Source organism: Rodentibacter sp. (genome assembly GCF_057314195.1).
In genome coordinates, this window is sequence record NZ_DBHLAM010000053.1 from 1 (window position 1) to 26,458 (window position 26,458).

Sequence of the window (26,458 nt, forward strand, 5' to 3'; positions counted from 1 at the left end):
TGCGCTTTAACGAAGTAGAAGAAAACGATCGTTTAGAATGGTTAATCCGTAAAGACGGTTGTATGCACTGTCAAGAACCAGGCTGTTTAAAAGCTTGTCCGGCACCGGGTGCAATCATTCAATATAAAAACGGCATTGTGGATTTCCAATCCGACAAATGTATCGGTTGCGGTTACTGTATCGCTGGTTGTCCGTTCAACATTCCACGTATGAACCCTGAAGACAACCGTGTATACAAATGTACCCTTTGTGTGGATCGTGTTTCTGTTGGTCAAGAACCGGCTTGCGTAAAAACCTGTCCAACGGGTGCAATTCGTTTTGGCTCTAAAGAAGAAATGAAAATCTACGCAGAAAAACGCGTGGCTGACTTAAAATCACGTGGTTACAAGAATGCTGGTATCTATGACCCAGAAGGCGTAGGCGGTACACACGTAATGTATGTATTACACCATGCAGATAAACCAGAACTTTACAACGGACTTCCGAAAGACCCGCAAATTGATATTAGCGTGACATTATGGAAAGACGTTCTCAAACCGGTTGCTGCGGTTGCCATGGGCGGTTTGGCATTAGCCGAAATCGGCCATTACTTAACCGTCGGCCCGAACGTGGAAGAAGATGTGGAAGATCATCACCACGAATTTGAAGACGAAGATAAACATGCCAAAAAGGGAGAACAACATGAGTAAAATTGAAATTAGCAACGATACTCGCGTTATTCGTCACAGAACGCCTGCGCGTATCAGCCACTGGTTGTTGGTGATCTGCTTCTTTATGACAATGTTCACCGGCGTGGCGTTTTTCTTCCCTGATTTTGCGTGGTTGACGGAAATTCTAGGTACGCCGCAATTGGCTCGGGCAATTCACCCGTTCACCGGAATTTTAATGTTCTTCGCCTTTATTTACCTTGCGTTATTGTATTGGGATCATAACATTCCGGAAAAAAACGATATTCGTTGGGCAAAAGGCATGCTTGAAGTATTAAAAGGCAACGAGCACGCGGTCGCGGATAACGGCAAATATAACCTCGGTCAAAAAATGCTCTTTTGGACATTAAACTTGGCCATGCTGACATTACTTGTCACCGGTATCATTATGTGGCGTCAATACTTCTCGCACTACTTCTCCATTCCGGTGCTCAGAATCGCGATTCTGCTTCACTCAGCCAGTGCATTTATGCTATTCACCGGTATTTTGGTGCATATGTACATGGCGTTCTGGGTGAAAGGTTCCATTCGCGGCATTGTAGAAGGTTGGGTTACTGTTCGTTGGGCGAAAAAACACCACCCGAAATGGTACCGTGAAGAAGTGCTCGAAGAATTGGAACAAGACCTGATCAACGAACAGGAAGGGAAAAATCTCAAGACCAAAGTTCTATTTAAAGGTTTTGGAAAATAGCCCTTTATAATGCAATAAAAGTGCGGTTAATTGACCGCACTTTTTATTATGTAACCCGAAAACGGACTTACCGAACCGTGATTAAAGAGAACATTATGAGTATCAAAATCCTCTCCGAAGCGGAGATTAAAGAACAGAAAAAAAATTCTTACGAAACCCCGGCGGTACTATTCGCCAACCCGAAAAATCTGTATCAACGTCGCGCCAAACGCTTAAGAGAATTAGCGAAAGATCATCCTCTTGCCGACTATCTTTTATTTGTAGCGGATGTGGTTGAAAGCCAACTCACAACCCTTGAAAAAAATCCTCTGCCTAAACAAAATTTAGCACATTTAAGCGGCACCGAACCGCTCAATGCCAAAAACTTCAAACGCGATACCATTTGGCGCGAATATTTAACGGAAATTCTAAGTGAAGTAAAAACAAAGGCAAACGAACAAGTTGTCGCCACAATCGACTCGTTGGAAAAAGCTTCAAGCGGCGAATTGGAAGAAATGGCAAACCATTTGCTCACACAAGAACTCAATTTAGTTGGCAGCGACAAAGCCGTGTTTATTTGGGCAGCGTTATCGCTTTATTGGCTCCAACTGGCGCAGCAAATTCCTCACCATAGCCGTCTGGAAAACACCGATAACCTGCATTATTGCCCGGTTTGCGGCTGTGCACCGGTTGCCAGTATGATTCATATCGGCTCATCACAAGGCCTGCGCTATTTGCATTGCTCCCTTTGTGAAAGTGAATGGAATTTGGTACGCGCCCAGTGCACCAACTGCAACGGCCACGATAAGCTGGAATTATGGTCGTTGAACGAAGAACTGGCGCTGATTCGCGCGGAAACTTGCGGCAGCTGCGAAAGTTATTTAAAAATGCTGTTCCAAGAAAAAGATCCGAATGTCGAAGCCGTCGCCGATGACTTGGCGTCAATTTTCTTAGATGTGGAAATGGAAGAAAAAGGCTTCGCCCGCAGCGGCTTAAATCCATTTATTTTCCCTGCACAAGAAAGTTAAAACGAAGTATCAAAATAGCACCGCATTGAAACCTAGAGCGACAAGGGAAAGCTTGCGCTGCAAGGCTTCAATGCGGTGCTATTTTAGATCTTCAGCTAATGGAAACCGTCCGAATTAGGCATGCGCCGTTCTCTTCAACTCACAAATAACACGCCATGACAACCGCGTTCTCGCGCCCGCCATCGGGTTTCGGATAGTAATTTTTGCGTATATCCACTTCGTTGAAGCCTTGTTTTTCATACAGTCGGCGAGCAATGGTATTAGATTCGCGCACTTCCAGCCAAAGGGTTTGAATGCCCTTTTTGCGCAATTCTTCCATCAATTTATTGAGTAATATTTTGCCGAAGCCTTTACCTTGACTAGCCGGTTCGACAGCAAGATTAAATAAAGTCGCTTCGTCTAATACCGTTTGGCAAACGGCAAAACCGACAATGCGGCGTGCGTCCACCAATTTTAAATTCAAATAACGTTCGCCTTGATTATTTTTAAGCATAGCGAGCGACCAAGGCACAAGATGCGCTTGCCGTTCGATTTCGTAAAGGCAGTCGAAATCGTCCGCCTCGACAGGGAAAATTTGTGGCATATTATTGAGTTTGTTGAATTTGTCGCCAAAGTTCACGTTTGGCTGCGGGAGAAGATTGAAACTGCGCAAAATCCGGTGAACGATAAATCTGCTCGGCCTTTAAACAGTAGGCTTCAATGCGGTGCTGTTTGACCTCCTCGGCGAGCAGCCAATAACGCGCGGAATGATTTAATTCGAGATGCTGAACTTGCTCGTCATTCACGCAAAGACAATCTTCTTCTTGCAATGCAAGAGCGCGCAAAATATCGGCAAACAGCGCGCTTTGACTGAAGTCTTCCTCGGCAACTACGATTAATCGAATGTGTGGCGCGACGACAACAGTCACCACACCCCGAAGCACTTCCGGGCGATGCAATTGCCATTGGCTGATGCCCATTTCGTTTAAAAGGAGATGGCGTCGGTCCATATGATTAACGCGCGATAGCATCGAACGGATAGTCGATTAAGCCTTTTACAATGGCTTTTTCTTCCGACACCGTCGGTTTCTGTTGATAAGCTTTTAAGCTACGGAACGACAAAATATTTTTATCTTTATACACCACCGCGATAAAGCGTTGAAAGTCTTTACCATCACAGGCGTAATAAGGCGTAGCGCCGTCGTTTAAAGACTGCAAGAGGCAAGCGCTTTTATTTGAATTTAAGTATTTTTCAGTTAATGCTGCTTCATGGGACATATCCTGCAAATAAAAGGTTTCGCTTAACAATGACTTGCGATTAGTGCGATCCTGACTCACCGCCAAACTAATAAAACGCGGATCTTCACCTCTCACTGCTTGAGTTTGTTTGTAATATTTTTCGCCATTGAACAGAATTTCTCCGCCATTTTTTTTCACGCGTTCATATTGCGCGTCTAATTTTGCCTGTTCAGCTGTCACTTCGCCGGCGGACGGCGTTTGCCACTTACCTTGCAATTGTTCGATTAATTGGCAACCGGAAAGCAAGCTTGCCAGCGCCACAGCTAAGAAAATTTTTTGCATAAAAACGTCCTCTCAAGAAAAGTAGCAAAAGCCATGAAATCATTTTTTATCATCGCTATCTTTGCTAAAATAGCGATAATTTTAACCAATAAGCTACAGGAATTCAAAGCGTGATTTCTCTCGAAAGCGAAGTTTTACAACGCCACCTTCCCCTTTTTCGCGGTAAATCCGTTTTGTTTGCCGGCGGAATTAACGACCAATTTCCTTCTCAAATAGCACCGCATTGCACCGCCGTCAGTATTTGGAGCTGCTATTTCGACTATGCGCGCCACGCCGATGCCGTCGATTTCGGCGTCGAATTTGAAGGTGAGGCGGATCTCATCATTTATTACTGGACAAAAAACAAGCAAGAAGTACAGTTCCAACTGATGCAACTGCTGGCTCGGGCAAAAGAGGCGCAAGAAATGTTAATCGTCGGTGAAAATCGCAGCGGCGTGCGTTCGGTGGAAAAAATGCTCGCACCTTTCGGCAACACAGCAAAAATTGATTCGGCGCGCCGTTGTGGGCTTTATTATTTTTCCTTGCAAAAACGCCCGCAGTTTGCCCTCGCCGATTATTGGAAAAGCTATCGGCATCCGCAGTTGGATGGATTAATTGTACACAGTTTACCCGGCGTATTTAGCGCCCACGAATTGGACGTTGGCACTGCATTGTTGCTTTCAACTTTGCAGAATCGCATCAGCGGCAAAATATTGGATCTTGGATGCGGTGCCGGTGTAATCGGTGCAATGATTAAAAAACGCAATCCCGACGCGCAAATTACGATGACCGACATTCACGCCATGGCCTTGGCATCAGCGCGCAAAACCCTTGCGGAAAACCAATTGGAAGGCGATGTTTTAGCCAGCGATGTGTTCTCAAATGTTGAAGGTAAATTCGATCTGATCATTTCCAATCCGCCTTTCCATGATGGCATCAACACCGCCTATCGCACCGTACAGGAACTTATCGGTCAGGCCAAAAAGCATTTGAATCAAGGTGGTGAATTACGCATTGTGGCCAATGCATTCTTGCCTTATGCCGATTTATTGCAACACCATTTCGACGTATTCGACGTTCTGGCGCAAACGTCGAAATTTAAAGTTTATTCAGCCAAAAATTAGCAATGGCCTTTTTAATAAAGGCGTAATAAGATACGCCGTTTTTGTGACTTTTCCGTACTTCGCCAATTACTCTTAACAAACGAAATTATGCTTCCTGAACTCGGTTTTTTCTTTCTCTTACTGGCAACCTCCGGCGCTTTCTTCCTCGCTTTGCTACCGCAACTCGGCTTGTATAAAAAAAGCCCAACGCTCATCCATTCGGCCTGGTGGTTAAGTTATCTGATCGCCTTATCCGGCACCGCATCCGTTGCGCTACTCGCCTACGCTTTCGCAACGGACGATTTTACCCTTGAATACGTTGCAGCCCATTCAAATTCTCAACTTCCGCTGTTCTTCAAAGTGGCGGCGACTTGGGGTGGACATGAAGGTTCAATGTTATTTTGGTTGTTTTCCTTAGGCCTTTGGCTTGCTGCGTTTGCGTTCTTTAACCGTAAACATGACCGCACGTTTTCCGCGCAAACCTTATCTTTGCTGGGGCTAATCTGTTTCGGCTTCGCGCTATTTATCCTGTTTTACTCCAATCCGTTCGGGCGTATTTTTCCACCACCGCAAGAAGGACGTGATCTTAATCCAATGCTGCAAGACATCGGATTAATTTTCCACCCTCCGCTGCTTTACATCGGCTATGTCGGCTTTGCAGTAAATTTCGCTATGAGTTTAGCGGCATTAATTTACCCTCGTTCTGCCCGCCAAATCGCTCGTTCAATGCGGTGCTGGGTGCTGAGTGCGTGGTTATTTTTAACTCTCGGTATCGTGCTCGGCGCTTGGTGGGCTTACTACGAACTCGGTTGGGGCGGCTGGTGGTTTTGGGATCCGGTGGAAAACGCCTCGCTCATGCCGTGGTTGCTCGGATTGGCGTTATTACACAGCTTAACGGTGACGGAAAAACAAGGCGCCTTTAATTATTGGACAACCCTCTTTTCCTTGCTTGCTTTCGCCTTCAGCATACTCGGTACGTTTATCGTACGTTCGGGCGCGCTTAGTTCCGTGCATGCCTTTGCATTGGATAATACGCGCGGTTATGTGTTACTGCTAATTTTCTTCCTGCTCACCGTCAGCGCATTCGGCTTATTTGCTTTGCGGGCGGGAAGCGATAATGAAAATACCGTTGAATTTCGACTCATTTCCAAATCGGGTGGCATTTTATTGCTGAATATTTTGCTCACCGTCGCCACTGTTTCCACCTTCCTAGGCACCTTCTATCCGATGTTGTTTCAAGCCATGAATTGGGGCTCGATTTCGGTGGGAAGTCCGTACTTTAATAGTATTTTCCTGCCGATTATCGCGTTCATGTTAATCGCTATGACGGCGTCGCTTGCGTTGCATCGGGCAGGCTTTAATCGCGCAATATTTTTACGTCGTTTATGGTTACTTATTCCGGCGTTTATCATTTCAGCGCTAATGATTTGGCAACAGCTGCGCCATAACGAGGCCTTAACTTTCCGACCGTTTGCATTTGCCCTTTTAACCCTTGCCATTTGGCTTTTAGTGGCGACCTTATGGCAAAATTGGCAGCGCATTCGCTTGCCGCAGCTCGGCATGATTTTAGCCCACAGCGGCGTAACAATTGCCGCCATGGGTGCGGTAATGAGCGGATATTTCGGCAGCGAAATCGGTGTCCGTTTAGCACCGCATCAAAGCCAGACTTTAGGGCAATACGAATTTCATTATCGCGAATTTTCTAACGAGATCGGCCCAAACTTTACCGCCGAAGTCGCCTTTTTTGAGGTCACCGAAAACGGCCGGCCTTATGCTCGAATCATTCCCGAACGTCGTTATTACGATGTGCGCGCCATGACCATGAGCGAAGTCGGCATAGACGCCGGCTTTTGGGGCGACCTTTATATCGTGATGGGCGACAGCCTGGGCAACGGCAAATTCACCTTCCGCTTGCACTACAAACCGTTGATTCGATGGCTTTGGGCGGGCGGCATTTTAATGGCGTTAGGCGCGCTTTGCAGCGTTTTGGCATTACGTCGAAAACAGGAAAAATAATGCAGAAAAAACTCCTCTTTTTTATTCCACTTTTTTTATTGTTGAGCCTGTGTTTGCTTTTGATGGCGGGTTTGAATCAAGATCCGAAGAAAATTGCCTCCGCGCTCATCGATAAACCGGTACCGGAATTCTACCAAGCCAATTTATTGGCTCCATCACAAACTTTAAGTCCGAAAGATTTTCCTAAGCGTCCATTTTTGCTTAACGTTTGGGGCAGTTGGTGTGGCTATTGCAAAGAAGAACACCCGCTTTTAATGGAGATTGCCGAAACCATCCCGATTATCGGCATTGATTATCGCGACAATCCGAAAAACGGCATTGAAATGCTTAAACGGATGGGCAATCCGTTTATCCTCACGATTAACGATAGTCACGGTGAACTCGCATTAAAACTGGGCGTGGACGGAGCGCCGGAAACCTATTTGGTGGATGAACACGGCGTGATTCGTTACCGTCATTCGGGTTTGCTTGAGCGTGAAACCTGGCAAACGGTATTTTTGCCGAAAATTAAAGAATTAATGAAACAATGAAGCAGATTCTCACCCTACTTTTCTTTGTATTCGCCCTCTTCGCAAAAGCGGAAATGGTAGATACTTATCAATTTAAAAATCAAACCGATCGCATACGTGCGGTGGAATTGGCGAAATCCTTGCGCTGTCCGCAGTGTCAGAACCAAAACTTGGTGGAATCCAATTCGCCGATTGCTTACGACTTACGCATTGAAGTTTATAAGCTGGTGGACGAAGGCAAAACCGACCAACAAATCATTGATACGATGACCGCGCGATTCGGCGATTTTGTCAATTACAAACCGCCGTTTCAATGGAATACCGCACTGTTGTGGTTATTACCGGTAGGATTGCTAATATTGGCTTTCGGGCTAATTTATCAGTCTCGCAGAAAAAATACTTTTCCTCCCCGACTTCAGGGAGAAACAGTCTATCGGGCAGAAAGGGAAAACATCGCTTCCCTTGGAACTACGTCTGGTGCCACCCACAAGCAGAATAAACCAAGTCTTTCGTGGAAAAAAAATAGTCAGAAAGTGAGTCTTATCCTCTTCCTACTGGTACTTGCCATGCCTCTCGCCTATTACTTTTCGCTTGATCGTTTCGAGCGCATGCAACAGGGCGAGCAAACGATGCAGGAATGGCATAATCAGCAAATTGAAATGACGGATGCGCATAAAACGGAAGATATTATCGGCAAAATTCAAGATAAATTACGCACTAATCCGAACGACGAAGAAGCCTGGACTCAGTTAGGCGAAGCCTATGTACAAAATAATGAATTTGAGTATGCGCTCATTGCCTACAATAACGCGGAAAAATTGGCAGGCGACAAACCGAGCATTTTGGGTTTAAAAGCGACAGCGCTTTATTACCTTGCCGACAAACGTATGACGCCGGAAATTCAAAACTTAATAACGCGCGCATTGCAACAAGATAAAAAAGAAATCGCCAGTCTTTCTTTGCTCTCCGCCGTTGCTTTGGAAGCGGGGCGTTATGACGAGGCGAAAGATTATTTGCAGCAATTATTGGATTCGGCTAACAACGCGGTGGATCGCCGCATGGTGATTCAACGCATGAAAATGTTGGAATTTCTACAACGCGGAGAAACGCCTTGAATTACAGCGAAACAATCATTATCGGCGCCGGTGCGGCCGGTTTATTTTGTGCCGCGCAATTAGGCAAACTCGGGCGTCAAGTTACAGTGTTGGATAACGGCAAAAAGATCGGCCGCAAAATTTTAATGTCCGGCGGCGGCTTTTGTAATTTCACTAATTTGGATATCACGCCGGCTCATTACCTTTCGCAAAATCCGCATTTTGTAAAATCTGCCCTCGCCCGTTATACCAACCAGGATTTTATTTCCTTGGTGGAGGAATACGACATCGCTTACCACGAAAAAGAACTCGGACAATTATTTTGTGATGAAAGCGCAGAGAACATCGTCGATATGTTACAAGCGGAATGTCATCGATACGGCGTACAAATTTGCTTGCGTAGTGAAGTGTCAAAACTGCACCGCATTGAAGGCACTGAAATAGGCGCTTTCCACTTGCAGGCCGGCGGTGCACATTGGCAATGCAAAAACCTCGTCATCGCCACCGGCGGACTTTCCATGCCGCGACTGGGCGCCACTCCGTTTGGCTATCAAGTGGCGGAACAATTTGGTATTCCGATCGTACCGCCGCGCGCCGGCTTGGTGCCTTTTACTTATCGCGAAACTGATAAATTTTTAAGCGTGCTAGCAGGCATCAGCTTACCGATAAAGGTCACGGCGCAATGTGGCCAATCTTTTCATAATCAACTTTTATTTACTCATCGTAGCATTTCAGGTCCGGCGCCGTTGCAAATTTCTAATTATTGGCAACCGAATGAATCCGTAATCATTGATTTATTGCCGACACACCATTTAGAAGAAGAAATCAAACAAGCCAAGCAAAACTCTCCTAAGCAAATGCTGAAAAGCGTTCTAACGCGTTTACTGCCGAAAAAACTGGTCGAGCTGTGGCTGGAACAAGGCATGTTCAAAGATGAAGCGCTCGCCAACTTAAGCAAAGCGCAATTAAAAAATGCGCTCGATTTAGTCCATCATTGGCAATTTACCCCGAATGGAACCGAAGGTTATCGTACTGCGGAAGTAACGATGGGCGGCGTGAATACCAACCATATTTCCTCCAAAACCATGGAAAGCCAAACGGTGAAAGGCTTATATTTTATCGGTGAAGTCCTAGACGTTACGGGTTGGTTGGGCGGCTATAATTTTCAATGGGCGTGGAGTTCGGCTTATGCCTGCGCAACGGGCATTCACGCCGCAGATTTATGAATAAATTTCACCATTTTCAACAAAAAACCTCATTTTAATTCATTCTTTGTTTTCGTTAGAATAAGTCCTTAACTCAAACAAAGGAAAATACTATGACAACTGCTACCCTTCCTTTCCACGCCGATACCGTGGGATCTTATTTAAGAACGCAACCGTTAAAAGAGGCTCGTGCAAAATTCGCTGCCGCTGAAATTAGCCGTGAACAGCTTACCGAAATTGAAGATCAAGAAATTGCCAAATTGGTGCAAGCCCAATTAAACGCGGGCATCAAAGTGATTACCGACGGTGAATTTCGTCGTGCATTTTGGCATATTGATTTCTTAGAAAATTTAAACGGCATTGAAGGTTATCAACCGGAACACGGTTACAAATTCAACGGTGTGGAAACCAAACCTTATAACACCCGTTGTTGCGGTAAAGCCTCTTGGAATCCGAATCATCCGTTTATTGAGCATTTCAAAAAATTAAAAGACATCGTGGGCGAACGTGGCATAGTGAAATACACCATTCCAAGCCCGAACCAATTAATGTACCCAATTCAATGGGATACCGGCGTTTACGCCAGCCGCGCAGAATTTGCCAAAGACGTACAACAGGCTTACAAAGATGCAATTCAAGCCTTTTACGATGCGGGCTGCCGTTATTTGCAATTTGATGACGTGTACTGGGGTTCGCTCTGTAACAATCATTTAAAGCCAGAATTTGAAGCCGACAAAGCCCAAGCCTTAGAAAATATTCAAGCGGTGCTCGCCGATAAGCCGGCAGATATGTTGATTACTACCCATGTTTGTCGCGGGAACTTCCGTTCCACTTACTTATTAAGCGGCGCTTACGACCCAATTGCCGATGCACTGTTTGCGAAAACCAACTACGACGGCTATTTCTTAGAATACGATGACGAACGTTCCGGCGGTTTCGAACCATTAAAATACTTCGCCGAAAATCCGCATAAAGGCAAAGTAGTATTAGGCTTAATTAGTTCCAAATTTCCGCAATTAGAAAGTAAAGATTCGATCAAGGCCCGTATTGCCGAAGCAGCCAAATATGTGCCGTTAGAACAGCTCTGCCTAAGCCCGCAATGCGGTTTCGCTTCAACGGAAGAAGGCAACATTATGAGCGAAGCGCAACAATGGATGAAAGTGCGTTATGTGGAGGAAATCGCCAAGGAAGTTTGGGGAGAAAAATAATTCTTGGTTAAAACTTACGCTACGCTCGTTATTGTCTAAGGCGGTTCGTAAACCCATCTAAGCCATTTGCCGAACCCGCTGTCGGAAGCCAAAAATAGCACCGCATTGGAGAAGGTTCCAATGCGGTGCTGTTTTACTATGTCGGAATAAAGTATTCAAAACAAAAGCCAAGGCATCAAAACCTTGGCTTTGTTAAGAAAAATCAACGTGCTTTATTCGTCCATATAACCCAAACTTCGTAATGCACGTTCGTCGTCGGCCCAACCTGATTTTACTTTCACCCAAAGTTCTAAATGAACTTTATTATCGAATAAACGTTCCATATCGGCACGAGCTTCCATACCAACGGTTTTGATTTTCTGACCGCCGGCTCCGATAACCATTTTCTTTTGGCCTTCGCGTTCGACTAGAATCAAGCCGTTGATTTCGTAAGTCCCACGTTCGTTCACTTTAAACTGTTCGATTTCAACGGTAACGGAATAGGGTAATTCTTCGCCGGTGAAACGCATCAATTTCTCGCGGATTATTTCCGAAGCCATAAAACGTTGCGAACGGTCCGTCACATAATCTTCAGGGAAGTGATGCACGCCTTCGCGTAAAGATTGGCGCACGATTTTTTCCAACTCATGTACATTATTACCGCGCTGCGCCGAAATCGGCACAATGTGGGCAAAGTTAAATTTGCTACTGATTTCCGTAATAAATGGCAGTAAATCGTCTTTATTTTTGATGTTGTCCACTTTGTTGATGGCTAACACCACCGGCGCACGAGCGGAACGGAGTTTGTTTAATACCATTTCGTCATCGGCGTTCCAATGGGTGCCGTCCACTACAAAAATAATCAAATCTACATCACCAATGGCACTGCTGGCGGCACGGTTCATTAAACGGTTAATGGCACGTTTTTCTTCGATGTGAAGCCCCGGCGTGTCTACATAGATTTCTTGATAGACTCCTTCGGTTTTAATTCCCACAATACGATGACGGGTGGTTTGCGCTTTGCGCGAAGTGATGGAAATTTTTTGCCCTAAAATTTTATTTAAGAGCGTCGATTTGCCCACATTTGGGCGACCTACGATGGCGATAAAGCCGCAGTAGGTCTGAGTATGTTGTTCGGTCATTTGATGTCCAGTTCTTTTAAAATTTGTTCCGCTGCTGCTTGTTCGGCTCTACGCCGACTTGATCCTTTTGCCACAAAAATACGGTCGATTTTATCCGCATTTTTCACCTTACATTCCACAATAAAGGTTTGGCAATGGGCTTCTCCTTGAATATTCACCACTTCATAAGTTGGCAACGGTAAATGTCTGCTTTGTAAATATTCCTGCAAACGGGTTTTCGCATCTTTTTGATTGTCGCCGGGTTTGATTTCAGCCAATAACCTGCCATACCAATTCCGGACCACTTGCGTTGCCGTCTCCAGCCCCTGATCGAGCGACATTGCACCGATAATCGCTTCTACGCAATCGGCAAGAATCGACTCGCGACGAAAACCACCGCTTTTCAATTCCCCGGAACCCAACGACATATAGTCGCCCAATGCAAATCGACGGGCGAGAGTCGCCAAAGTCGGTTCACGCACCAACGTCGCGCGCATACGACTTAATTCGCCTTCATTACTGCGAGGAAATTGATGATAAAGCGCCTCGGCAATCGTGAAATTAAGAATGGAATCGCCTAAAAATTCCAGACGTTCGTTATGTTGAGCGGCCGCGCTACGGTGTGTCAGCGCTAATTTTAGAAGTGATCTATCGTTAAATTGGTAGCCGATTTTATGCTCTAATCTATCTAACTGATTCATATTATTTAATTGTCGTAAAGAAACGTTCAAAACGGAAGCCGGTTGGCCATTCGTTTGGCTCTTTGTTCAAACTCATCCAAATATAAACGGCTTTGCCGACAATATTTTTTTCCGGAACGAATCCCCAAAAACGACTGTCGTCACTGTGATCGCGATTATCACCCATCACGAAATATTGTCCTTCCGGCACGACCCATTCTGCTGTCGGATTACTGTCTTGCGGAAAAAATTCTGGGCCGGAATAACGACGATACGGGCTAATTAAAATATTGTGTGTAACATCACCTTGTTCGGTAAATTCCAATTCATTTGGGAATGCAGGATTCGTCGAATTTTGCGTATATTCGAATACACGGATTTCGCAATTTAAATCGCAAGGTTTACCGTCTTTAGCGTAAACGATTTGTAAAGTTTTCTTATCCATATCGAAAATCACACGATCACCACCCTGCCCGACAATGCGTTTAATGTAATCGACGCCGGACATATTGTCTTTTGAGGTCAATGCCAGATTTTCCGCATAAGCCGCCCGACTTGCGCCGAGACCGGTACGCATAAGCGCTTGATGCGGTGCTTTAAACACAATCACATCACCACGTTGCGGTTTATCGCCTGCGATAATAGTATTTTGGAAAATCGGATCTTTCACGCCGTAAGCATATTTATTAACCACAAGAAAATCGCCCACTCGCAAGGTGGATTCCATTGAACCGGACGGAATTTGAAAAGGTTCAAACAGAAAAGAACGCACCAAAAACACCACGGCAAGTACAGGGAACAACGATGATAAAAACTCGGAACCTTCAGAAATCGGTTCAATTTTGGCCTTTTCTTCATCACTTAGTGCTTGGCCTGTGCGTTGCTCGACACGCGCAATTTGACGGTTGCGCTTCGGCACCGCTACAAAGCGGTGATAGCACCATAACACGCCGGAAAGTACGGTCAAAATCAGTAACAAAATGCTGAAAGTGTTTGGCAATTGGAGGAAATCCAACCCTTTCCAAATGCCAAAACCGACCGCTAATAAAATCACAAAAAATAAATTCGACATAATTTCCTTCTGAGTTTTCTTTATTTATCTTTTCCGACATGAAGAATCGCTAAAAACGCTTCCTGCGGCACTTCCACGTTGCCGAGAGACTTCATACGTTTTTTACCTTCTTTTTGTTTTTGTAATAATTTTTTCTTACGGCTCACGTCGCCACCATAACATTTCGCCAATACGTTTTTACGCAATTGTTTGACGGTGGAACGAGCGATGATGTGGTTGCCGATTGCCGCCTGAATGGCGATGTCAAATTGTTGTCGCGGAATCAGTTCACGCATTTTTTCCACCAATTCACGACCACGATAAGGTGCGTTGTCTTTGTGTACGATTAACGCAAGAGCATCCACGCGTTCGCCATTGATCATAATATCTACGCGCACCATGTCCGCCGCTTGGAAGCGTTTAAAACCGTAATCCAAGGATGCATAACCGCGAGATGTAGATTTCAGGCGGTCAAAGAAGTCCAGCACAACTTCGCCCATCGGGATTTCATAAGTGAGCGCCACTTGATTGCCGTGATACACCATGTGGGTTTGTACGCCGCGTTTCTCTACGCACAACGTAATCACGTTACCCAAATAAGCTTGTGGCAACAGCATATTACATTCCGCAATCGGCTCACGAATTTCTGCGATATTGTTCAATGGCGGCAATTTTGACGGGCTATCTACATAAACAACCTCGCCGTTGGTCAGTTCGACTTCATAGACTACCGTCGGTGCGGTGGTGATGAGATCTAAATCATATTCACGCTCCAAACGTTCCTGAATAATTTCCATGTGCAACAACCCAAGGAAACCACAACGGAAACCGAAACCGAGTGCGGTGGAATTTTCCGGCTCATAGAACAGAGACGCATCATTCAGGCTTAATTTGCCGAGCGCGTCGCGGAAGGCTTCATAATCATCGGAGCTAATCGGGAATAAGCCGGCGTAAACCTGCGGTTTAACTTTCTTAAAGCCCGGTAAAACGGAACTCGCCGGATTATTGTGTAGTGTTAAGGTATCTCCCACCGGTGCGCCTAAAATATCTTTAATGGCACAAACGACCCAACCAACTTCACCGCAATTTAATACAGTGGTATCCACTTGTTTCGGTGTAAAAATCCCCAAACGATCGACGTTATATGATTGACCGGTGGACATGACTTTGATTTTGTCGCCTTTACGCAAGGTACCGTTTTTAATCCGCACCAAAGAGACTACGCCTAAATAATTGTCAAACCAAGAATCAATAATTAATGCCTGTAATGGCGCATTCGGATCCCCTTCCGGCGCCGGAATTTTCGCCACGATTTCTTCCAATACATCTTCAATGCCCACGCCGGTTTTGGCGGAACAACGCACCGCGTCAATGGCATCAATGCCTACGATGTCTTCGATTTCTTCTGCGACACGTTCCGGTTCAGCGGCAGGCAGGTCGATTTTGTTTAAAATCGGCACAACTTCCAAATTCATTTCAATGGCGGTGTAGCAGTTTGCCAAGGTTTGCGCTTCCACGCCTTGCCCGGCATCCACCACCAATAACGCCCCTTCACAAGCAGCAAGAGAACGGGACACTTCGTAAGAAAAGTCAACGTGTCCGGGGGTATCGATAAAATTCAGTTGATAGGTTTCGCCGTCTTTGGCTTTATAGTTCAACGTCACACTTTGCGCTTTAATAGTAATCCCGCGCTCGCGTTCCAGATCCATAGAATCCAACACCTGCTCCGCCATTTCGCGGTCGGACAAGCCGCCGCAAGTTTGGATTAGACGATCCGATAAAGTCGATTTACCGTGGTCAATATGGGCAATAATAGAAAAGTTGCGAATATTCTTCATAAATAGATAGGTTTTCTCAATTCAAAAGTCATCAAATTTAGCTGGCGGATTGTACTCGAAAAGCAAAGAGAGCGCTAGAAAAGAAAAGCGCTTGCGCATCAATGAACATTGATTTGAGCACCGCATTGAAAACGCACCACACAAGGATTAGGCGTTTTCGATAGAGAAAGAAATGACCTCTTTGATGGTCTCAACGCCCAGAGCAATCATTACGAGGCGATCCACGCCTAACGCGACGCCGGCAGTATTCGGCATTCCCGCTTGTAATGCACCAAGAAAACGTTCATCAATCGCACGCAACGGTAGGCCCGCTTTTTGGCGTTGACGGTTATCCTGCTCAAAACGACGCCGTTGTTCGTCCGCATCGGTAAGTTCATGAAAACCGTTGGCGAGTTCCACGCCTTTGTAATAGAACTCAAAACGCTCCGCCACACGTTGATCTTCCGGGCTTAATTGCGCTAAAGCAGCTTGCGAAGAAGGAAAATGATAAATCACCACCGGCGCATTTAAGCCGATTTTCGGTTCCACCATTTCACTGAATAGAAATTGCAATAACGTGTCACGATCTTCGTCCTCTTCTGCTATAAAATTCTGTTGACGCGCTGCCTCCATTAATTCTTTACGCGTTGCCGAAAGCGGATCTAACCCAACGTATTCTTGAAAAGCAAATTGATAGCTCATGCTTTCAGCCGGCAAGCAATCTAAAATTTGTTGCAGTAAATCGTCCACTTCGTTAATTAATCGATACATATCAAAATGCGGCCGATACCATTCAAGCATAGTAAATTCGGGATTATGACGATTACCGGCCTCTTCATTGCGAAAAACTTTGCTGATTTGGAAGATCGGCCCACTCCCGGCAGCAAGCAAACGTTTCATGTGATATTCTGGGCTGGTACCAAGCCATAAGGTTTTTGAAAGCGCATCAAAAGGCGCAATAAATTCCGTACTGAAGGTAGAAAGATGAAGATCGGTTACGCCGAATTCACTCAATACCGGCGTTTCTACTTCCAATAAACCGCGATCGGTAAAGAAACGGCGGATTTCGGCGATAATTTTGGCGCGTTTTAAAAGATTTTCAATGTTGGCAGAAGGCTGCCAAGCCTTTTTTTCGGACGTAAGCACGGTCACTTTCCCTCGACTTTTTTAGGTGAACGATGTGAAGTCGCCCATTGTAAATGACTGGATTCGGCAACTCAACTTATCCTCCGTTTCGCTTGTTTATTAGCCCAAATAACAATCCTTCTCATTTGATTTGCTTAGATAAATTAACTTTTTGAGGTAGATCACAAAATCGTCAATTTATCGAAATTTCGCCCTAAAAAAAGTTATTAATTTGTAAAAAAGATGGCACAATGCCGCCGTCCACCCTTTGGGTGTTTTATTTTTTACTTTCTACTGATTGGAGGATATCGTGCAAACAGTTAATGTCGATATTGCAATTGTTGGTGCTGGTGGCGGCGGTTTACGTGCGGCGATTGCTGCAGCGGAAGCGAATCCTAACTTAAAAATTGCATTAGTTTCAAAAGTTTACCCGATGCGTAGCCATACGGTTGCAGCTGAAGGCGGCGCGGCGGCGGTCATTAAAGAAGAAGACTCTTATGACAAGCACTTCCAAGACACCGTAGCCGGCGGCGACTGGTTATGTGAGCAAGACGTGGTGGAATACTTCGTTGAACATTCTCCGGTGGAAATGACCCAGCTGGAACGTTGGGGCTGTCCTTGGAGCCGTAAAGCTGATGGCGATGTAAACGTACGTCGTTTCGGCGGAATGAAAATTGAACGGACTTGGTTTGCCGCAGATAAAACCGGTTTCCACTTGTTACATACTCTTTTCCAAACATCAACCCAATTCCCTCAAATTCAACGTTTCGACGAACACTTTGTGTTAGACATTTTGGTCGATGACGGTCACGCCCGCGGTATGGTTGCAATGAACATGATGGAAGGCACATTGATACAAATTAATGCCAATGCGGTGGTCATCGCAACAGGCGGCGGTTGTCGTGCGTTCAAATTCAATACCAACGGAGGAATCGTGACAGGTGACGGTTTGTCTATGGCATATCGTCATGGTGTTCCTTTACGTGATATGGAATTCGTTCAATATCACCCGACCGGCTTACCGAATACCGGCATTTTGATGACCGAAGGTTGTCGCGGTGAAGGCGGTATCTTAGTCAACAAAAACGGCTACCGTTATTTACAAGATTACGGTCTTGGTCCGGAAACTCCAATCGGCAAACCGCAAAATAAATACATGGAACTCGGCCCGCGCGATAAAGTTTCTCAGGCATTCTGGCAAGAATGGAAAAAAGGTAATACCTTAAAAACTGCCAAAGGTGTGGATGTAGTTCACCTAGACTTACGTCACCTAGGCGAAAAATACTTACATGAACGCCTGCCGTTCATCTGCGAATTAGCAAGCGCTTATGAAGGCGTAAACCCTGTAAATCAACCAATTCCGGTTCGTCCTGTCGTTCACTATACCATGGGCGGTATTGAGGTGGACTTCAACAGCGAAACTCGTATTAAAGGCTTATTTGCCGTGGGAGAATGCGCGTCTTCCGGTTTACATGGCGCCAATCGTTTAGGCTCTAATTCATTAGCCGAATTAGTGGTATTAGGTCGCGTAGCAGGTGAATACGCGGCGCAGCGTGCCGTTGAAGCACAACCGGCTAATCAAACTGCCGTCGATGCACAAGCCAAAGACGTCGTTACTCGCTTAGAGGCGCTTTACAATCAAGAAGGCAATGAATCTTGGTCTGAAATCCGTGATGAAATGGGTACCATAATGGAAGAAGGTTGTGGTATTTATCGCGACCAAGAAAGCATGCAAAAAGCGGTAGACAAAATAGCTGAACTTAAAGAACGTTACAAACGTATTCGTGTTGCGGATCGTTCAAGTGTGTTCAATACCGACGTACTTTACACCGTAGAATTAGGCTACATCTTAGATGTGGCGCAATCTATCGCAAATTCTGCGATTGAACGTAAAGAATCTCGAGGCGCACACCAGCGCTTAGATTATACTGAACGTGATGATGTAAATTACTTAAAACACACTCTTGCTTTCTACAATGAGAACGGCGCACCGCGCATTGAATACAGTCCGGTGAAAATCACTAAATCTCAACCTGCAAAACGTGTTTACGGTGCGGAAGCAGAAGCTCAAGAAAATGGCTAATTCACCAGTAATGAATGTTGAAGTATTACGCTACAATCCCGAAAACGATCAAGAGCCACATTTAAGCACTTATCAAGTGCCTTATGATAACCAAACATCCCTACTTGATGCGTTAGGTTATATTAAAGATAAACTTGAACCTTCCCTTTCTTACCGTTGGTCTTGTCGCATGGCAATCTGCGGTTCTTGCGGAATGATGGTCAATAATAAACCGAAATTGGCTTGTAAAACGTTCTTGCGTGATTATAGTGGTCATATGCGTATCGAACCGCTGGCGAACTTCCCGATTGAACGCGACTTAGTAGTAGATTTAAGTCACTTTATCGAAAGTTTGGAAGCGATCAAACCGTATATTATCGGCAACGAAGCACCTGCTTTAGACGGTAAACCACATCCATCTGCGGAACTTGCAAAAAGTCGCACAAAACAAACGCCAGCACAACTTGAGAAATACAGAACGTTCTCCATGTGTATCAACTGTGGCTTATGCTATGCCGCTTGCCCACAGTTTGGTTTGAATCCTGAATTCTTAGGCCCTGCCGCGATTACTATGGCGCACCGTTATAATCTTGATAACCGGGACCACGGTAAAGCGCAGCGCATGCCATTGTTAAACGGTAAAAACGGCGTATGGAGCTGTACTTTTGTGGGTTATTGTTCCGAAGTTTGTCCTAAGCACGTGGATCCGGCTTCAGCCATTAACCAAGGCAAAGTAGAAAGTGCCAAAGATTATGTTATCTCTATGCTAAAACCAAAAGGCTAAAGGGGGAAGATATGTCAGTAACTGTTAGTAAACGCAAAAAATATGTTCGCCCAATGACGGCTACTTGGTGGCAAAAATTAGACTTCTACAAGGCTTATATGCTACGTGAAGCAACCTCAATTTTTGCTGTATGGTTCTGTATCGTGTTGCTCTATGGCGTGCTTTGCCTTGCCGGCAACCCAATACCGGGCCTAGGTATTTTGAATTTCATTGAGTTTTTAAGAAATCCAATCGTAGTGGTGTTAAATATCATTACGCTCGTGGCGACACTTTACCACACCGTGACTTATTTCTTAATGACGCCAAAAGTGATGAACATCATTGTAAAAAATGAACGTTTACCGCATCACGTTATCAGAAATGTGCTTTGGGCGGTAACCGGACTTGTAAGCCTGGTTGCACTAGTTTTAGTTTATATCTAAGGGAGAGAAAAAATGGTTGATAAAAATCCAAAACGCTCCGGCGAACCACCGGTATGGTTGCTTTTCGGTGCCGGCGGTACAGTTAGCGCAATTTTCTTCCCCGTGGTAATTTTAATCTTAGGCTTGTTGTTACCTTTCGGCTTAATCGATCCGGCTAACTTAATTACCTTCGCGTATTCCTGGATCGGAAAACTTATAATTCTTGTGCTCACTATTTTCCCAATGTGGTGCGGATTACACCGTATCCACCACGGTATGCACGATCTTAAAATCCATGTTCCTGCCGGTGGCTTTATCTTCTACGGTTTGGCTACCGTTTACACCGTTTGGGTATTATTTGCAGTAATTGCTTTATAAGAAAAATTAAAGAAAAAACGCGTTGAGTTTATCGTCAACGCGTTTTTTAATTTTCTCTTATTTCAATTGCGTACTTCAGCTTGCTCACGCTCTAGTTTTCGAATTTCTTCACGTTCTTTACGACGAATTTCATCCTGAATTTCCCAGGCTTCATATGCTTGTACAACTTTCGCGACTACCGGATGACGTACAATGTCTTGACTATCAAAATAATTGAAACTCAATTCCGGCACCGCATTCAACACTTCAATTGCATGACGAAGGCCCGATTTAGTACTACGCGGCAAATCGATTTGAGTAATATCCCCGGTAATGACTGCCTTGGAATTAAAACCGATACGGGTAAGAAACATTTTCATTTGCTCCACGGTAGTATTTTGGCTTTCATCTAAAATGATAAAACTATCGTTTAAAGTTCGACCGCGCATATACGCAAGCGGTGCAATTTCAATCACATTGCGTTCCATCAGTTTTTGCACGCGTTCAAAACCCAGCATTTCAAACAAAGCATCGTAAAGAGGGCGCAAATAAGGTTCGATTTTTTGCCCTAGATCGCCCGGTAAAAAGCCTAATTTTTCTCCGGCTTCTACTGCCGGACGGGTAAGTAACACGCGACGAATCTCTTGGCGTTCCAAAGCTTCTACGGCGGCTGCTACGGCTAAAAAAGTTTTCCCCGTTCCTGCCGGCCCGATACCAAAACTAATATCGTGCATCAGAATATTATGCAAATATTGCACTTGATTGACGCCGCGCGGCTTAATTACACCACGCTTAGTTTTAATCACACTACTATAAACATCGCTTTTCGCACGTTCCGGTTCCACTTGCTGCGATAACATTCGACTTTCCTGTAGCGCCATATGTACGTTTTGCAGCTCTAGCTCTTTTACTTTACCTTTAATCGGCGCGGTTTCCATGTACAAATCTTGAATTAATTTAATTGCGCATTGAATTAGCTTTTCATGATGCGATTTAGGATTTTCTTCGTTGGATTTGATAGTAAAAGTGAAATTGTTACGGGAAATATTGAGATTAAACTCTTTTTCGATGAGTTTAAGATGCTCATCAAACGCACCGCAAAGGGATTGAAGGCGGCCGTTGTCTTGAGGTTCGAGAGTAAATGTCGTCATTGAAATATTATTGTAATGGTAGATTAGTCTAAATTGAACGCACTTTCATCCAACTCGTCCGCCATCGCCGCTAAAATCTCTCGTGTAAGCGAAGCAAGCGAGCGGTAAAACGGCAGTGTAGCGTAGGTTTCCACTTGAGTGAGGAATTTTGCCGCGCAAGGCAGTAGAAAATCTTCAAACAGTACTCGCTGTGTAACAACGGAATCCTCATTATCTTCTAGCCAAGAGGCAGCGAGCAAAAGTAGCGCAAAATGATCCGCGCTTTCGATATCAGGCATACCGCATTTTTGTCGAAATGCGACAAATTCCGACAAATTCAAACCATAAGCGGAAATTGCTGTCGGTACTTTACCTTCGGCGCCGAATAGTTTTTGATATTCTTGATCGAGCAACTTCAAATCAATTTTCAGTTGAAGATTATCCAAAGCCGCTTGGCTTTCTTTATCCGTATCCAACGCCCAAACTTGGTTTAAACCTTTTTGTTGCAACCAATCGAACACTCCGGAGAGCACCGCATCGGAGGGAAGGCGATAGAATAAATTGCCGAATAAACGGCTGATTAAAGAGAAATTATTGACTTGATTTTGTTGGGTCATTAAGCGTTTTCCTGTGCATTTTGTTGCAAAAGTATGGTGAGTTTTTCGCGAGTTTTTTGCTCGGCAAGATCAAGCATCGCTCGACGGGCTGCGTCATCAATCAAATGAATATCACCGAATAATTCATAACTAACGTTGTCAATACCGCAATAATTAAACAAGCCGTTCACCAAACAATGGTCGAGAGACTTATCCATACCGCATTCTTTATATTTATTCACGTTGCTACCAATGGTAATGAATTGCTGCATTTGTTTACCTTTCAGCAAGCCGACAGATTCGCCGTTTTCTGTTTTATAGGCAAATCCATGGCTTAACACGCGATCTAAGTAGCCTTTTAAAATCGCCGGAAAACCCATCCACCACAACGGGTAAACTAAGCTGATTAAATCGGCCTGAAGAATAAGATTGTGTTCGTGTTTAACTTCTTCGGGAATAATGCCTTTATTCGCCGCTTGTAATTCTTCAAAAGAAATAATCGGATTAAAATTCATCGCATAAAGATCGCGAAACTGAGTTAGCACGCCTAACGCTTGACCAGTTTTCGCTACGCGATCGGCAATGGCGCGGCCAAAGCTGCCTTTCGCGTTCGGATGTGCAAAAATAATAAGGTGATTCATTCCGTCACCTTTTGAACAATTAATGTGATGCCGCTAACGGCTTTCACTTCAATCAGATCATTTGCACGAAGACATTCGCCTTGGATACGCCAAGTGGTATCACCGAATACACCGCGTCCGATGCCGTTTGATGCAATTTCTTGCACGCTGCCGCGTTTGCCGAGCATGGCGTGATCGCGCTGATTTAAGGCCGTTTTAACTTGATCACGATGATCTTTGCCGTGCTGATATTTCCACCAACCTACCGACAAAATGCAAGCCAATAACGCATAAAATATCGCCAGTTCGGTAAGAGAAAAAGCCGGAATAAGGAACTGCACCAATGCGGTGCCTAACGCCGCTAAGCCCCACCAAAGCAAAAATACACCCGGCACCATAATTTCCACAATCAGCAAAACGAAACCTAGTACCAACCAGTGCCACAATGTCCATGTCGTCAACCATTCCGCCATATTGCCTCCTTGGAAAAATAGATAGAAAAAATGCGGTTCACTTCAACCGCATTTTTAAACATAAAATACCGTTTACGCTTTTTTATCGCCTTTTAATAATTCCGCAATACCCGCAACGGATCCGATTAAATTACCTGCTTCAAGCGGCATCAGGACAACTTTACTGTTTTGTGCACCGCCGATTTCTTTTAAGGCTTCGGTATATTTTTGTGCAATAAAATAGTTAATTGCTTTGGTATCACCACTGGCAATGGCTTCAGAGACCATTTGAGTCGCTTTGGCTTCCGCTTCCGCCGCACGTTCACGCGCTTCTGCTTGTAAGAAGGCTTCTTGACGCTCCCCTTCCGCTTTCAAGATACGCGCTTGTTTTTCCCCTTCGGCACGTAAAATTTCCGCCTGACGAATTCCTTCCGCCTCTAATACTTCCGCACGTTTATTACGTTCCGCTTTCATTTGCGCATTCATCGAGTCAATCAATTCGCGCGGCGGACGTACGTCGCGAATTTCGATACGCGTCACCTTAATTCCCCAAGGATTGGTCGCCTCATCCACAATCGCCAATAAACGACCGTTGATGGAATCGCGTTGAGACAGCATTTCATCCAATTCCATCGACCCCAATACAGTACGAATATTGGTCATTGTCAAATTAATAATAGCTTGTTCAAGGTGATTCACTTCATAAGCCGCGCTACGTGCATCAATCACTTGCACAAAGCACACCGCATCAATGGACACATTGGCGTTATCTTTGGAAATCACTTCTTGCGACGGAATATCCAATACTTGCTCCATCATATTGATCTTACGACCAACGCGGTCCACAAAAGGCAACACCAAGTTTAAACCCGGCATTAAAGTGCGTGTATAACGCCCAAAGCGTTCGATCGTCCAATTATAACCTTGCGGTACAGTTTTGACGGTAGAAAATAAAACGACAACGACCAGTACAAGAAAGACGATTGTTGCAACAATTACCCCATCCATTTCAGTTCCCCTTTTTGATTAATGTAACTACAAAAAGTCTATCAAATTAGCACGCACTTTGTACATAACAATATCCGCCATTCCGCCTGACAAATACCAAAACACCATGCACTGCATAACCAACGACTGCGTAAAAAACAAAAGCGGACTTTCGCCCGCTTTATAGAATCATCTGACTATGCGTTATTTTTACGTTCTTCTTCCATGCATACCGCTGCGGTAAATAGCACGTCGGTAGAAGAATTCAATGCGGTCTCCGTAGAGTCTTGCAAAATACCGATAATAAAGCCAACGCCAATCATTTGCGCCGCTACATCGTCAGAAATACCAAACAAGCTACAAGCTAACGGAATAAGTAATAATGAACCGCCGGCCACACCCGATGCGCCGCATGCGCAAAGAGATGCGACGACGCTCAATAACACGGCGCTAATAAACGGCACTTCCATTCCCAAAGTATTTACCGCCGCAAGGGTTAATACAGTAATCGTAATTGCTGCTCCCGCCATATTAATGGTCGCCCCGAGCGGAATCGCAACCGAATAGGTTTCTTCATCAAGATTTAAACGTTTTGCCAAAGCAATGTTAACCGGAATATTCGCTGCGGAACTACGGGTAAAGAATGCCGTTACACCGCTTTCACGCACGCAAGTCCATACTAATGGATAAGGATTGCGACGAATTTTCCAATACACCAAGAGCGGGTTAATCACAAATGCGGTGAATAACATCGTACCGATTAATACAACCAATAATTGCGCATAACCGCCTAATGCCGATAAACCTTTGTCCGACAAAGTTTCCGCCACCAAACCGAATACTCCTAACGGCGCAAAAGAAATAATAAGGCGTACAATGGCGGAAATCGCCTCCGCAAAATCTGCCACAGTTTGCTTCGTGTTTTCAGAAGCGTGACGAAGCGCTAAACCTAAACCAATAGACCAAGCTAACACGCCGATGAAATTCGCTTTAAAAATTGCATTTAATGGATTATCCACTACATTTAAAACCAAAGCCAATAACACTTCTCCCACTGACTGTGGCGCCGCACTGGCGTCTTCTCTCACCGCCAATGCGACTTCCGATGGAAATAGCATACTTGCAATTACCGCAATAACCGCGGCTAAAAACGTACCAAGTAAATAAAGTATGATAATTTCCTTCATATTGCTTTTGGAGCCGACTTTTTTATTCGCTAAAGCTGCCATAACAAGGAAGAAAATCAAAATCGGTGCTACTGCACGTAATGCTTTTACGAAAACTTGTCCTAACACGCCAACATTTGATGCTAAATTAAAATCAAGCGTCTGTTGAATGCTCGGATTAACAAGCGCGACAAGGAGCCCTAGGATAAGACCAATAGCAATTCGTTTGACCAAATTACCTTGGAAAAGAAAATGAACTAAACGTGATGTATTCATAATAAGATTAAATAAAAACGAGATTGAACTTAAGATCATTGATGATCCGCCTAAAACACCGTAAAGATAGCTTAAATTTCATTTGAAAGAAAACGTTTTCTTTTTATTTTTCTCTCCAAATTATCGTTTTATAAATATTTTCTAATATTTTGCGACATAAAAAAATTTTTTCTATTCAATATTGACAGCCTGTACAAAACAACAGTATATTAATACCTGTACAAACAACCACTACTTTCAAAAGCTTAGAGGAACCTAAGATGATGAACTACGCAAATACAATCGCTCAAAATGATATGACGTTTTCTTATCATCCGATGCCGTTTTTTAACGATATCGAACAACATCCTACATTCAACAAAAAACTTGATTTGAACCTATATTGTATTAAACGCCCTCAACAAACCTGTTTCATTCGCGTGACCAACCCTAATATGTTGGCTTGGGGCATTGAACAAGGCGATATGCTCGTGGTGGAAAAAAATGACAACCTCGCTGTGGGCGATTTTGTGGTACTCGAAACGGGCAATGAATTTCACATTTATGAATTTATCTCGCACAACGATGAATTTATTTTCATGGCACTAGATTCTCAAATGCACAACATCAAAACTAAAGATTGGACTTCATTGCCGATTATCGGCACGGTGACCAATACGATTCACCAAATTCAGCCGCGTCGTAATGGCTTAAAATTTGCCGCTTAATTCGCGGATAAACGCCAATCTAGTTCTAAATACGCACTAATATGCATTAATGCCACTCTCTATGAGAC

At 44.5% G+C, this 26,458-nt stretch carries 28 protein-coding genes; 14 read left to right on the forward strand and 14 right to left on the reverse strand.

Annotated elements, in window-relative coordinates; translation table 11 throughout:
* The 3 genes from fdxH to fdhE all read left to right on the forward strand — a co-directional run.
* Positions 1-689 (forward strand): formate dehydrogenase subunit beta (fdxH, locus tag ACO59Y_RS07660; protein WP_486132088.1); only part of this gene is annotated, 689 nt, incomplete at its 5' end.
* The gene (locus ACO59Y_RS07665; RefSeq protein WP_373604052.1) at positions 682-1,398 is read left to right on the forward strand and encodes a formate dehydrogenase subunit gamma; all 717 of its coding nucleotides are present in this window, start codon (positions 682-684) and stop codon (positions 1,396-1,398) included. The genes fdxH and ACO59Y_RS07665, both read left to right, overlap by 8 nt.
* A 95-nt stretch (positions 1,399-1,493) precedes the next feature.
* Positions 1,494-2,405 (forward strand): formate dehydrogenase accessory protein FdhE, encoded by a 912-nt coding sequence (gene fdhE, locus ACO59Y_RS07670; protein ID WP_486132090.1) that lies wholly within the window; start codon positions 1,494-1,496, stop codon positions 2,403-2,405.
* 139 nt (positions 2,406-2,544) lie between these two features.
* Here fdhE and rimI read toward each other — a convergent pair whose 3' ends face one another.
* From rimI to ACO59Y_RS07685, 3 genes are read right to left on the reverse strand one after another with little or no spacing between them, the layout of a single operon-like run.
* Complete coding sequence (gene rimI / locus ACO59Y_RS07675; RefSeq protein ID WP_486132161.1) at positions 2,545-2,988, reverse strand: ribosomal protein S18-alanine N-acetyltransferase; 444 nt, start codon at positions 2,986-2,988, stop codon at positions 2,545-2,547.
* Position 2,989: 1 nt separating this feature from the next.
* A complete protein-coding gene (gene holD, locus ACO59Y_RS07680; RefSeq protein WP_486132092.1) occupies positions 2,990-3,394 on the reverse strand; it encodes a DNA polymerase III subunit psi in 405 nt (134 codons plus the stop codon).
* Positions 3,395-3,398: 4 nt separating this feature from the next.
* Positions 3,399-3,965: a hypothetical protein gene (locus ACO59Y_RS07685; protein ID WP_486132094.1), complete on the reverse strand. Its 567-nt coding sequence runs from the start codon at positions 3,963-3,965 to the stop codon at positions 3,399-3,401.
* Between the two features lie 110 nt (positions 3,966-4,075).
* On the opposite strand from ACO59Y_RS07685, the gene rsmC reads away from it, so the two are divergent.
* From rsmC to ACO59Y_RS07715, 6 genes are all read left to right on the forward strand, one after another.
* The gene (rsmC, locus tag ACO59Y_RS07690) at positions 4,076-5,068 is read left to right on the forward strand and encodes a 16S rRNA (guanine(1207)-N(2))-methyltransferase RsmC (protein ID WP_486132096.1); all 993 of its coding nucleotides are present in this window, start codon (positions 4,076-4,078) and stop codon (positions 5,066-5,068) included.
* 87 nt (positions 5,069-5,155) lie between these two features.
* Positions 5,156-7,063 carry a heme lyase NrfEFG subunit NrfE gene (nrfE, locus tag ACO59Y_RS07695; protein WP_486132098.1) on the forward strand — a complete coding sequence of 636 codons (1,908 nt, stop codon included), beginning with the start codon at positions 5,156-5,158 and terminating at the stop codon, positions 7,061-7,063.
* On the forward strand, positions 7,063-7,593 hold the full coding sequence (locus ACO59Y_RS07700) for a DsbE family thiol:disulfide interchange protein (RefSeq protein WP_486132100.1): 531 nt from the start codon (positions 7,063-7,065) through the stop codon (positions 7,591-7,593). The genes nrfE and ACO59Y_RS07700 overlap by 1 nt, the downstream gene beginning before the upstream one ends.
* Positions 7,590-8,687, forward strand: a complete 1,098-nt coding sequence (nrfF, locus tag ACO59Y_RS07705; RefSeq protein ID WP_486132102.1) for a heme lyase NrfEFG subunit NrfF — start codon at positions 7,590-7,592, stop codon at positions 8,685-8,687. Before ACO59Y_RS07700 ends, nrfF begins: the two co-directional genes overlap by 4 nt.
* Complete coding sequence (locus tag ACO59Y_RS07710; RefSeq protein ID WP_486132104.1) at positions 8,684-9,892, forward strand: BaiN/RdsA family NAD(P)/FAD-dependent oxidoreductase; 1,209 nt, start codon at positions 8,684-8,686, stop codon at positions 9,890-9,892. The genes nrfF and ACO59Y_RS07710 overlap by 4 nt, the downstream gene beginning before the upstream one ends.
* 92 nt (positions 9,893-9,984) lie before the next feature.
* Positions 9,985-11,079 carry a 5-methyltetrahydropteroyltriglutamate--homocysteine S-methyltransferase gene (locus tag ACO59Y_RS07715; protein WP_486132106.1) on the forward strand — a complete coding sequence of 365 codons (1,095 nt, stop codon included), beginning with the start codon at positions 9,985-9,987 and terminating at the stop codon, positions 11,077-11,079.
* Positions 11,080-11,291: 212 nt separating this feature from the next.
* Here ACO59Y_RS07715 and era read toward each other — a convergent pair whose 3' ends face one another.
* The 5 genes from era to epmA form a co-directional block, all read right to left on the reverse strand.
* Positions 11,292-12,200, reverse strand: a complete 909-nt coding sequence (gene era, locus ACO59Y_RS07720; RefSeq protein WP_373604041.1) for a GTPase Era — start codon at positions 12,198-12,200, stop codon at positions 11,292-11,294.
* Entirely contained in the window at positions 12,197-12,880 is a 684-nt protein-coding gene (gene rnc, locus ACO59Y_RS07725; protein ID WP_486132109.1) for a ribonuclease III, read from the reverse strand. Before rnc ends, era begins: the two co-directional genes overlap by 4 nt.
* A gap of 1 nt (position 12,881) precedes the next feature.
* The gene (gene lepB, locus ACO59Y_RS07730) at positions 12,882-13,931 is read right to left on the reverse strand and encodes a signal peptidase I (RefSeq protein WP_486132111.1); all 1,050 of its coding nucleotides are present in this window, start codon (positions 13,929-13,931) and stop codon (positions 12,882-12,884) included.
* A gap of 20 nt (positions 13,932-13,951) precedes the next feature.
* Positions 13,952-15,748: a translation elongation factor 4 gene (gene lepA / locus ACO59Y_RS07735; RefSeq protein ID WP_486132113.1), complete on the reverse strand. Its 1,797-nt coding sequence runs from the start codon at positions 15,746-15,748 to the stop codon at positions 13,952-13,954.
* Positions 15,749-15,895: 147 nt separating this feature from the next.
* On the reverse strand, positions 15,896-16,873 hold the full coding sequence (gene epmA, locus ACO59Y_RS07740; RefSeq protein WP_373604037.1) for an elongation factor P--(R)-beta-lysine ligase: 978 nt from the start codon (positions 16,871-16,873) through the stop codon (positions 15,896-15,898).
* Between the two features lie 289 nt (positions 16,874-17,162).
* On the opposite strand from epmA, the gene frdA reads away from it, so the two are divergent.
* From frdA to frdD, 4 genes are read left to right on the forward strand one after another with little or no spacing between them, the layout of a single operon-like run.
* Positions 17,163-18,935 carry a fumarate reductase (quinol) flavoprotein subunit gene (gene frdA / locus ACO59Y_RS07745; protein WP_486132115.1) on the forward strand — a complete coding sequence of 591 codons (1,773 nt, stop codon included), beginning with the start codon at positions 17,163-17,165 and terminating at the stop codon, positions 18,933-18,935.
* Positions 18,928-19,698: a succinate dehydrogenase/fumarate reductase iron-sulfur subunit gene (locus ACO59Y_RS07750; RefSeq protein WP_486132117.1), complete on the forward strand. Its 771-nt coding sequence runs from the start codon at positions 18,928-18,930 to the stop codon at positions 19,696-19,698. Before frdA ends, ACO59Y_RS07750 begins: the two co-directional genes overlap by 8 nt.
* A gap of 11 nt (positions 19,699-19,709) precedes the next feature.
* Entirely contained in the window at positions 19,710-20,120 is a 411-nt protein-coding gene (gene frdC, locus ACO59Y_RS07755; protein ID WP_486132119.1) for a fumarate reductase subunit FrdC, read from the forward strand.
* A gap of 12 nt (positions 20,121-20,132) precedes the next feature.
* Positions 20,133-20,477, forward strand: coding sequence for a fumarate reductase subunit FrdD (frdD, locus tag ACO59Y_RS07760; protein WP_486132121.1), 345 nt, complete (start codon positions 20,133-20,135; stop codon positions 20,475-20,477).
* Positions 20,478-20,539: 62 nt separating this feature from the next.
* Here frdD and ACO59Y_RS07765 read toward each other — a convergent pair whose 3' ends face one another.
* From ACO59Y_RS07765 to sstT, 6 genes are all read right to left on the reverse strand, one after another.
* Positions 20,540-21,607: a PhoH family protein gene (locus ACO59Y_RS07765; RefSeq protein ID WP_486132123.1), complete on the reverse strand. Its 1,068-nt coding sequence runs from the start codon at positions 21,605-21,607 to the stop codon at positions 20,540-20,542.
* Between the two features lie 23 nt (positions 21,608-21,630).
* Positions 21,631-22,203, reverse strand: coding sequence for a TorD/DmsD family molecular chaperone (locus ACO59Y_RS07770; protein WP_486132125.1), 573 nt, complete (start codon positions 22,201-22,203; stop codon positions 21,631-21,633).
* Positions 22,203-22,823: an NAD(P)H-dependent oxidoreductase gene (locus ACO59Y_RS07775; RefSeq protein ID WP_486132127.1), complete on the reverse strand. Its 621-nt coding sequence runs from the start codon at positions 22,821-22,823 to the stop codon at positions 22,203-22,205. Before ACO59Y_RS07775 ends, ACO59Y_RS07770 begins: the two co-directional genes overlap by 1 nt.
* Positions 22,820-23,275, reverse strand: coding sequence for an NfeD family protein (locus ACO59Y_RS07780; RefSeq protein ID WP_373604029.1), 456 nt, complete (start codon positions 23,273-23,275; stop codon positions 22,820-22,822). Before ACO59Y_RS07780 ends, ACO59Y_RS07775 begins: the two co-directional genes overlap by 4 nt.
* 72 nt (positions 23,276-23,347) lie before the next feature.
* Positions 23,348-24,262 (reverse strand): SPFH domain-containing protein, encoded by a 915-nt coding sequence (locus ACO59Y_RS07785; protein ID WP_373604028.1) that lies wholly within the window; start codon positions 24,260-24,262, stop codon positions 23,348-23,350.
* Between the two features lie 176 nt (positions 24,263-24,438).
* Complete coding sequence (gene sstT / locus ACO59Y_RS07790) at positions 24,439-25,683, reverse strand: serine/threonine transporter SstT (RefSeq protein ID WP_486132130.1); 1,245 nt, start codon at positions 25,681-25,683, stop codon at positions 24,439-24,441.
* A gap of 260 nt (positions 25,684-25,943) precedes the next feature.
* On the opposite strand from sstT, the gene ACO59Y_RS07795 reads away from it, so the two are divergent.
* Positions 25,944-26,390, forward strand: a complete 447-nt coding sequence (locus tag ACO59Y_RS07795; protein ID WP_376923048.1) for a LexA family protein — start codon at positions 25,944-25,946, stop codon at positions 26,388-26,390.
* Positions 26,391-26,458: the final 68 nt, after the last annotated feature.

Coding starts and splice junctions, on each gene's coding strand:
- ACO59Y_RS07685 (WP_486132094.1), bottom strand. CDS start 3,965: ATGCAAAAAATTTTCTTAGCTGTGGCGCTGGCAAGCTTGCTTTCCGGT.
- lepA (WP_486132113.1), bottom strand. CDS start 15,748: ATGAAGAATATTCGCAACTTTTCTATTATTGCCCATATTGACCACGGT.
- sstT (WP_486132130.1), bottom strand. CDS start 25,683: ATGAATACATCACGTTTAGTTCATTTTCTTTTCCAAGGTAATTTGGTC.
- era (WP_373604041.1), bottom strand. CDS start 12,200: ATGACCGAACAACATACTCAGACCTACTGCGGCTTTATCGCCATCGTA.
- ACO59Y_RS07665 (WP_373604052.1), top strand. CDS start 682: ATGAGTAAAATTGAAATTAGCAACGATACTCGCGTTATTCGTCACAGA.
- ACO59Y_RS07715 (WP_486132106.1), top strand. CDS start 9,985: ATGACAACTGCTACCCTTCCTTTCCACGCCGATACCGTGGGATCTTAT.
- rimI (WP_486132161.1), bottom strand. CDS start 2,988: ATGCCACAAATTTTCCCTGTCGAGGCGGACGATTTCGACTGCCTTTAC.
- ACO59Y_RS07750 (WP_486132117.1), top strand. CDS start 18,928: ATGGCTAATTCACCAGTAATGAATGTTGAAGTATTACGCTACAATCCC.
- ACO59Y_RS07700 (WP_486132100.1), top strand. CDS start 7,063: ATGCAGAAAAAACTCCTCTTTTTTATTCCACTTTTTTTATTGTTGAGC.
- rnc (WP_486132109.1), bottom strand. CDS start 12,880: ATGAATCAGTTAGATAGATTAGAGCATAAAATCGGCTACCAATTTAAC.
- ACO59Y_RS07765 (WP_486132123.1), bottom strand. CDS start 21,607: ATGACGACATTTACTCTCGAACCTCAAGACAACGGCCGCCTTCAATCC.
- fdhE (WP_486132090.1), top strand. CDS start 1,494: ATGAGTATCAAAATCCTCTCCGAAGCGGAGATTAAAGAACAGAAAAAA.
- frdD (WP_486132121.1), top strand. CDS start 20,133: ATGGTTGATAAAAATCCAAAACGCTCCGGCGAACCACCGGTATGGTTG.
- frdC (WP_486132119.1), top strand. CDS start 19,710: ATGTCAGTAACTGTTAGTAAACGCAAAAAATATGTTCGCCCAATGACG.
- nrfE (WP_486132098.1), top strand. CDS start 5,156: ATGCTTCCTGAACTCGGTTTTTTCTTTCTCTTACTGGCAACCTCCGGC.
- ACO59Y_RS07785 (WP_373604028.1), bottom strand. CDS start 24,262: ATGGATGGGGTAATTGTTGCAACAATCGTCTTTCTTGTACTGGTCGTT.
- lepB (WP_486132111.1), bottom strand. CDS start 13,931: ATGTCGAATTTATTTTTTGTGATTTTATTAGCGGTCGGTTTTGGCATT.
- ACO59Y_RS07775 (WP_486132127.1), bottom strand. CDS start 22,823: ATGAATCACCTTATTATTTTTGCACATCCGAACGCGAAAGGCAGCTTT.
- holD (WP_486132092.1), bottom strand. CDS start 3,394: ATGGACCGACGCCATCTCCTTTTAAACGAAATGGGCATCAGCCAATGG.
- ACO59Y_RS07770 (WP_486132125.1), bottom strand. CDS start 22,203: ATGACCCAACAAAATCAAGTCAATAATTTCTCTTTAATCAGCCGTTTA.
- ACO59Y_RS07795 (WP_376923048.1), top strand. CDS start 25,944: ATGATGAACTACGCAAATACAATCGCTCAAAATGATATGACGTTTTCT.
- ACO59Y_RS07780 (WP_373604029.1), bottom strand. CDS start 23,275: ATGGCGGAATGGTTGACGACATGGACATTGTGGCACTGGTTGGTACTA.
- nrfF (WP_486132102.1), top strand. CDS start 7,590: ATGAAGCAGATTCTCACCCTACTTTTCTTTGTATTCGCCCTCTTCGCA.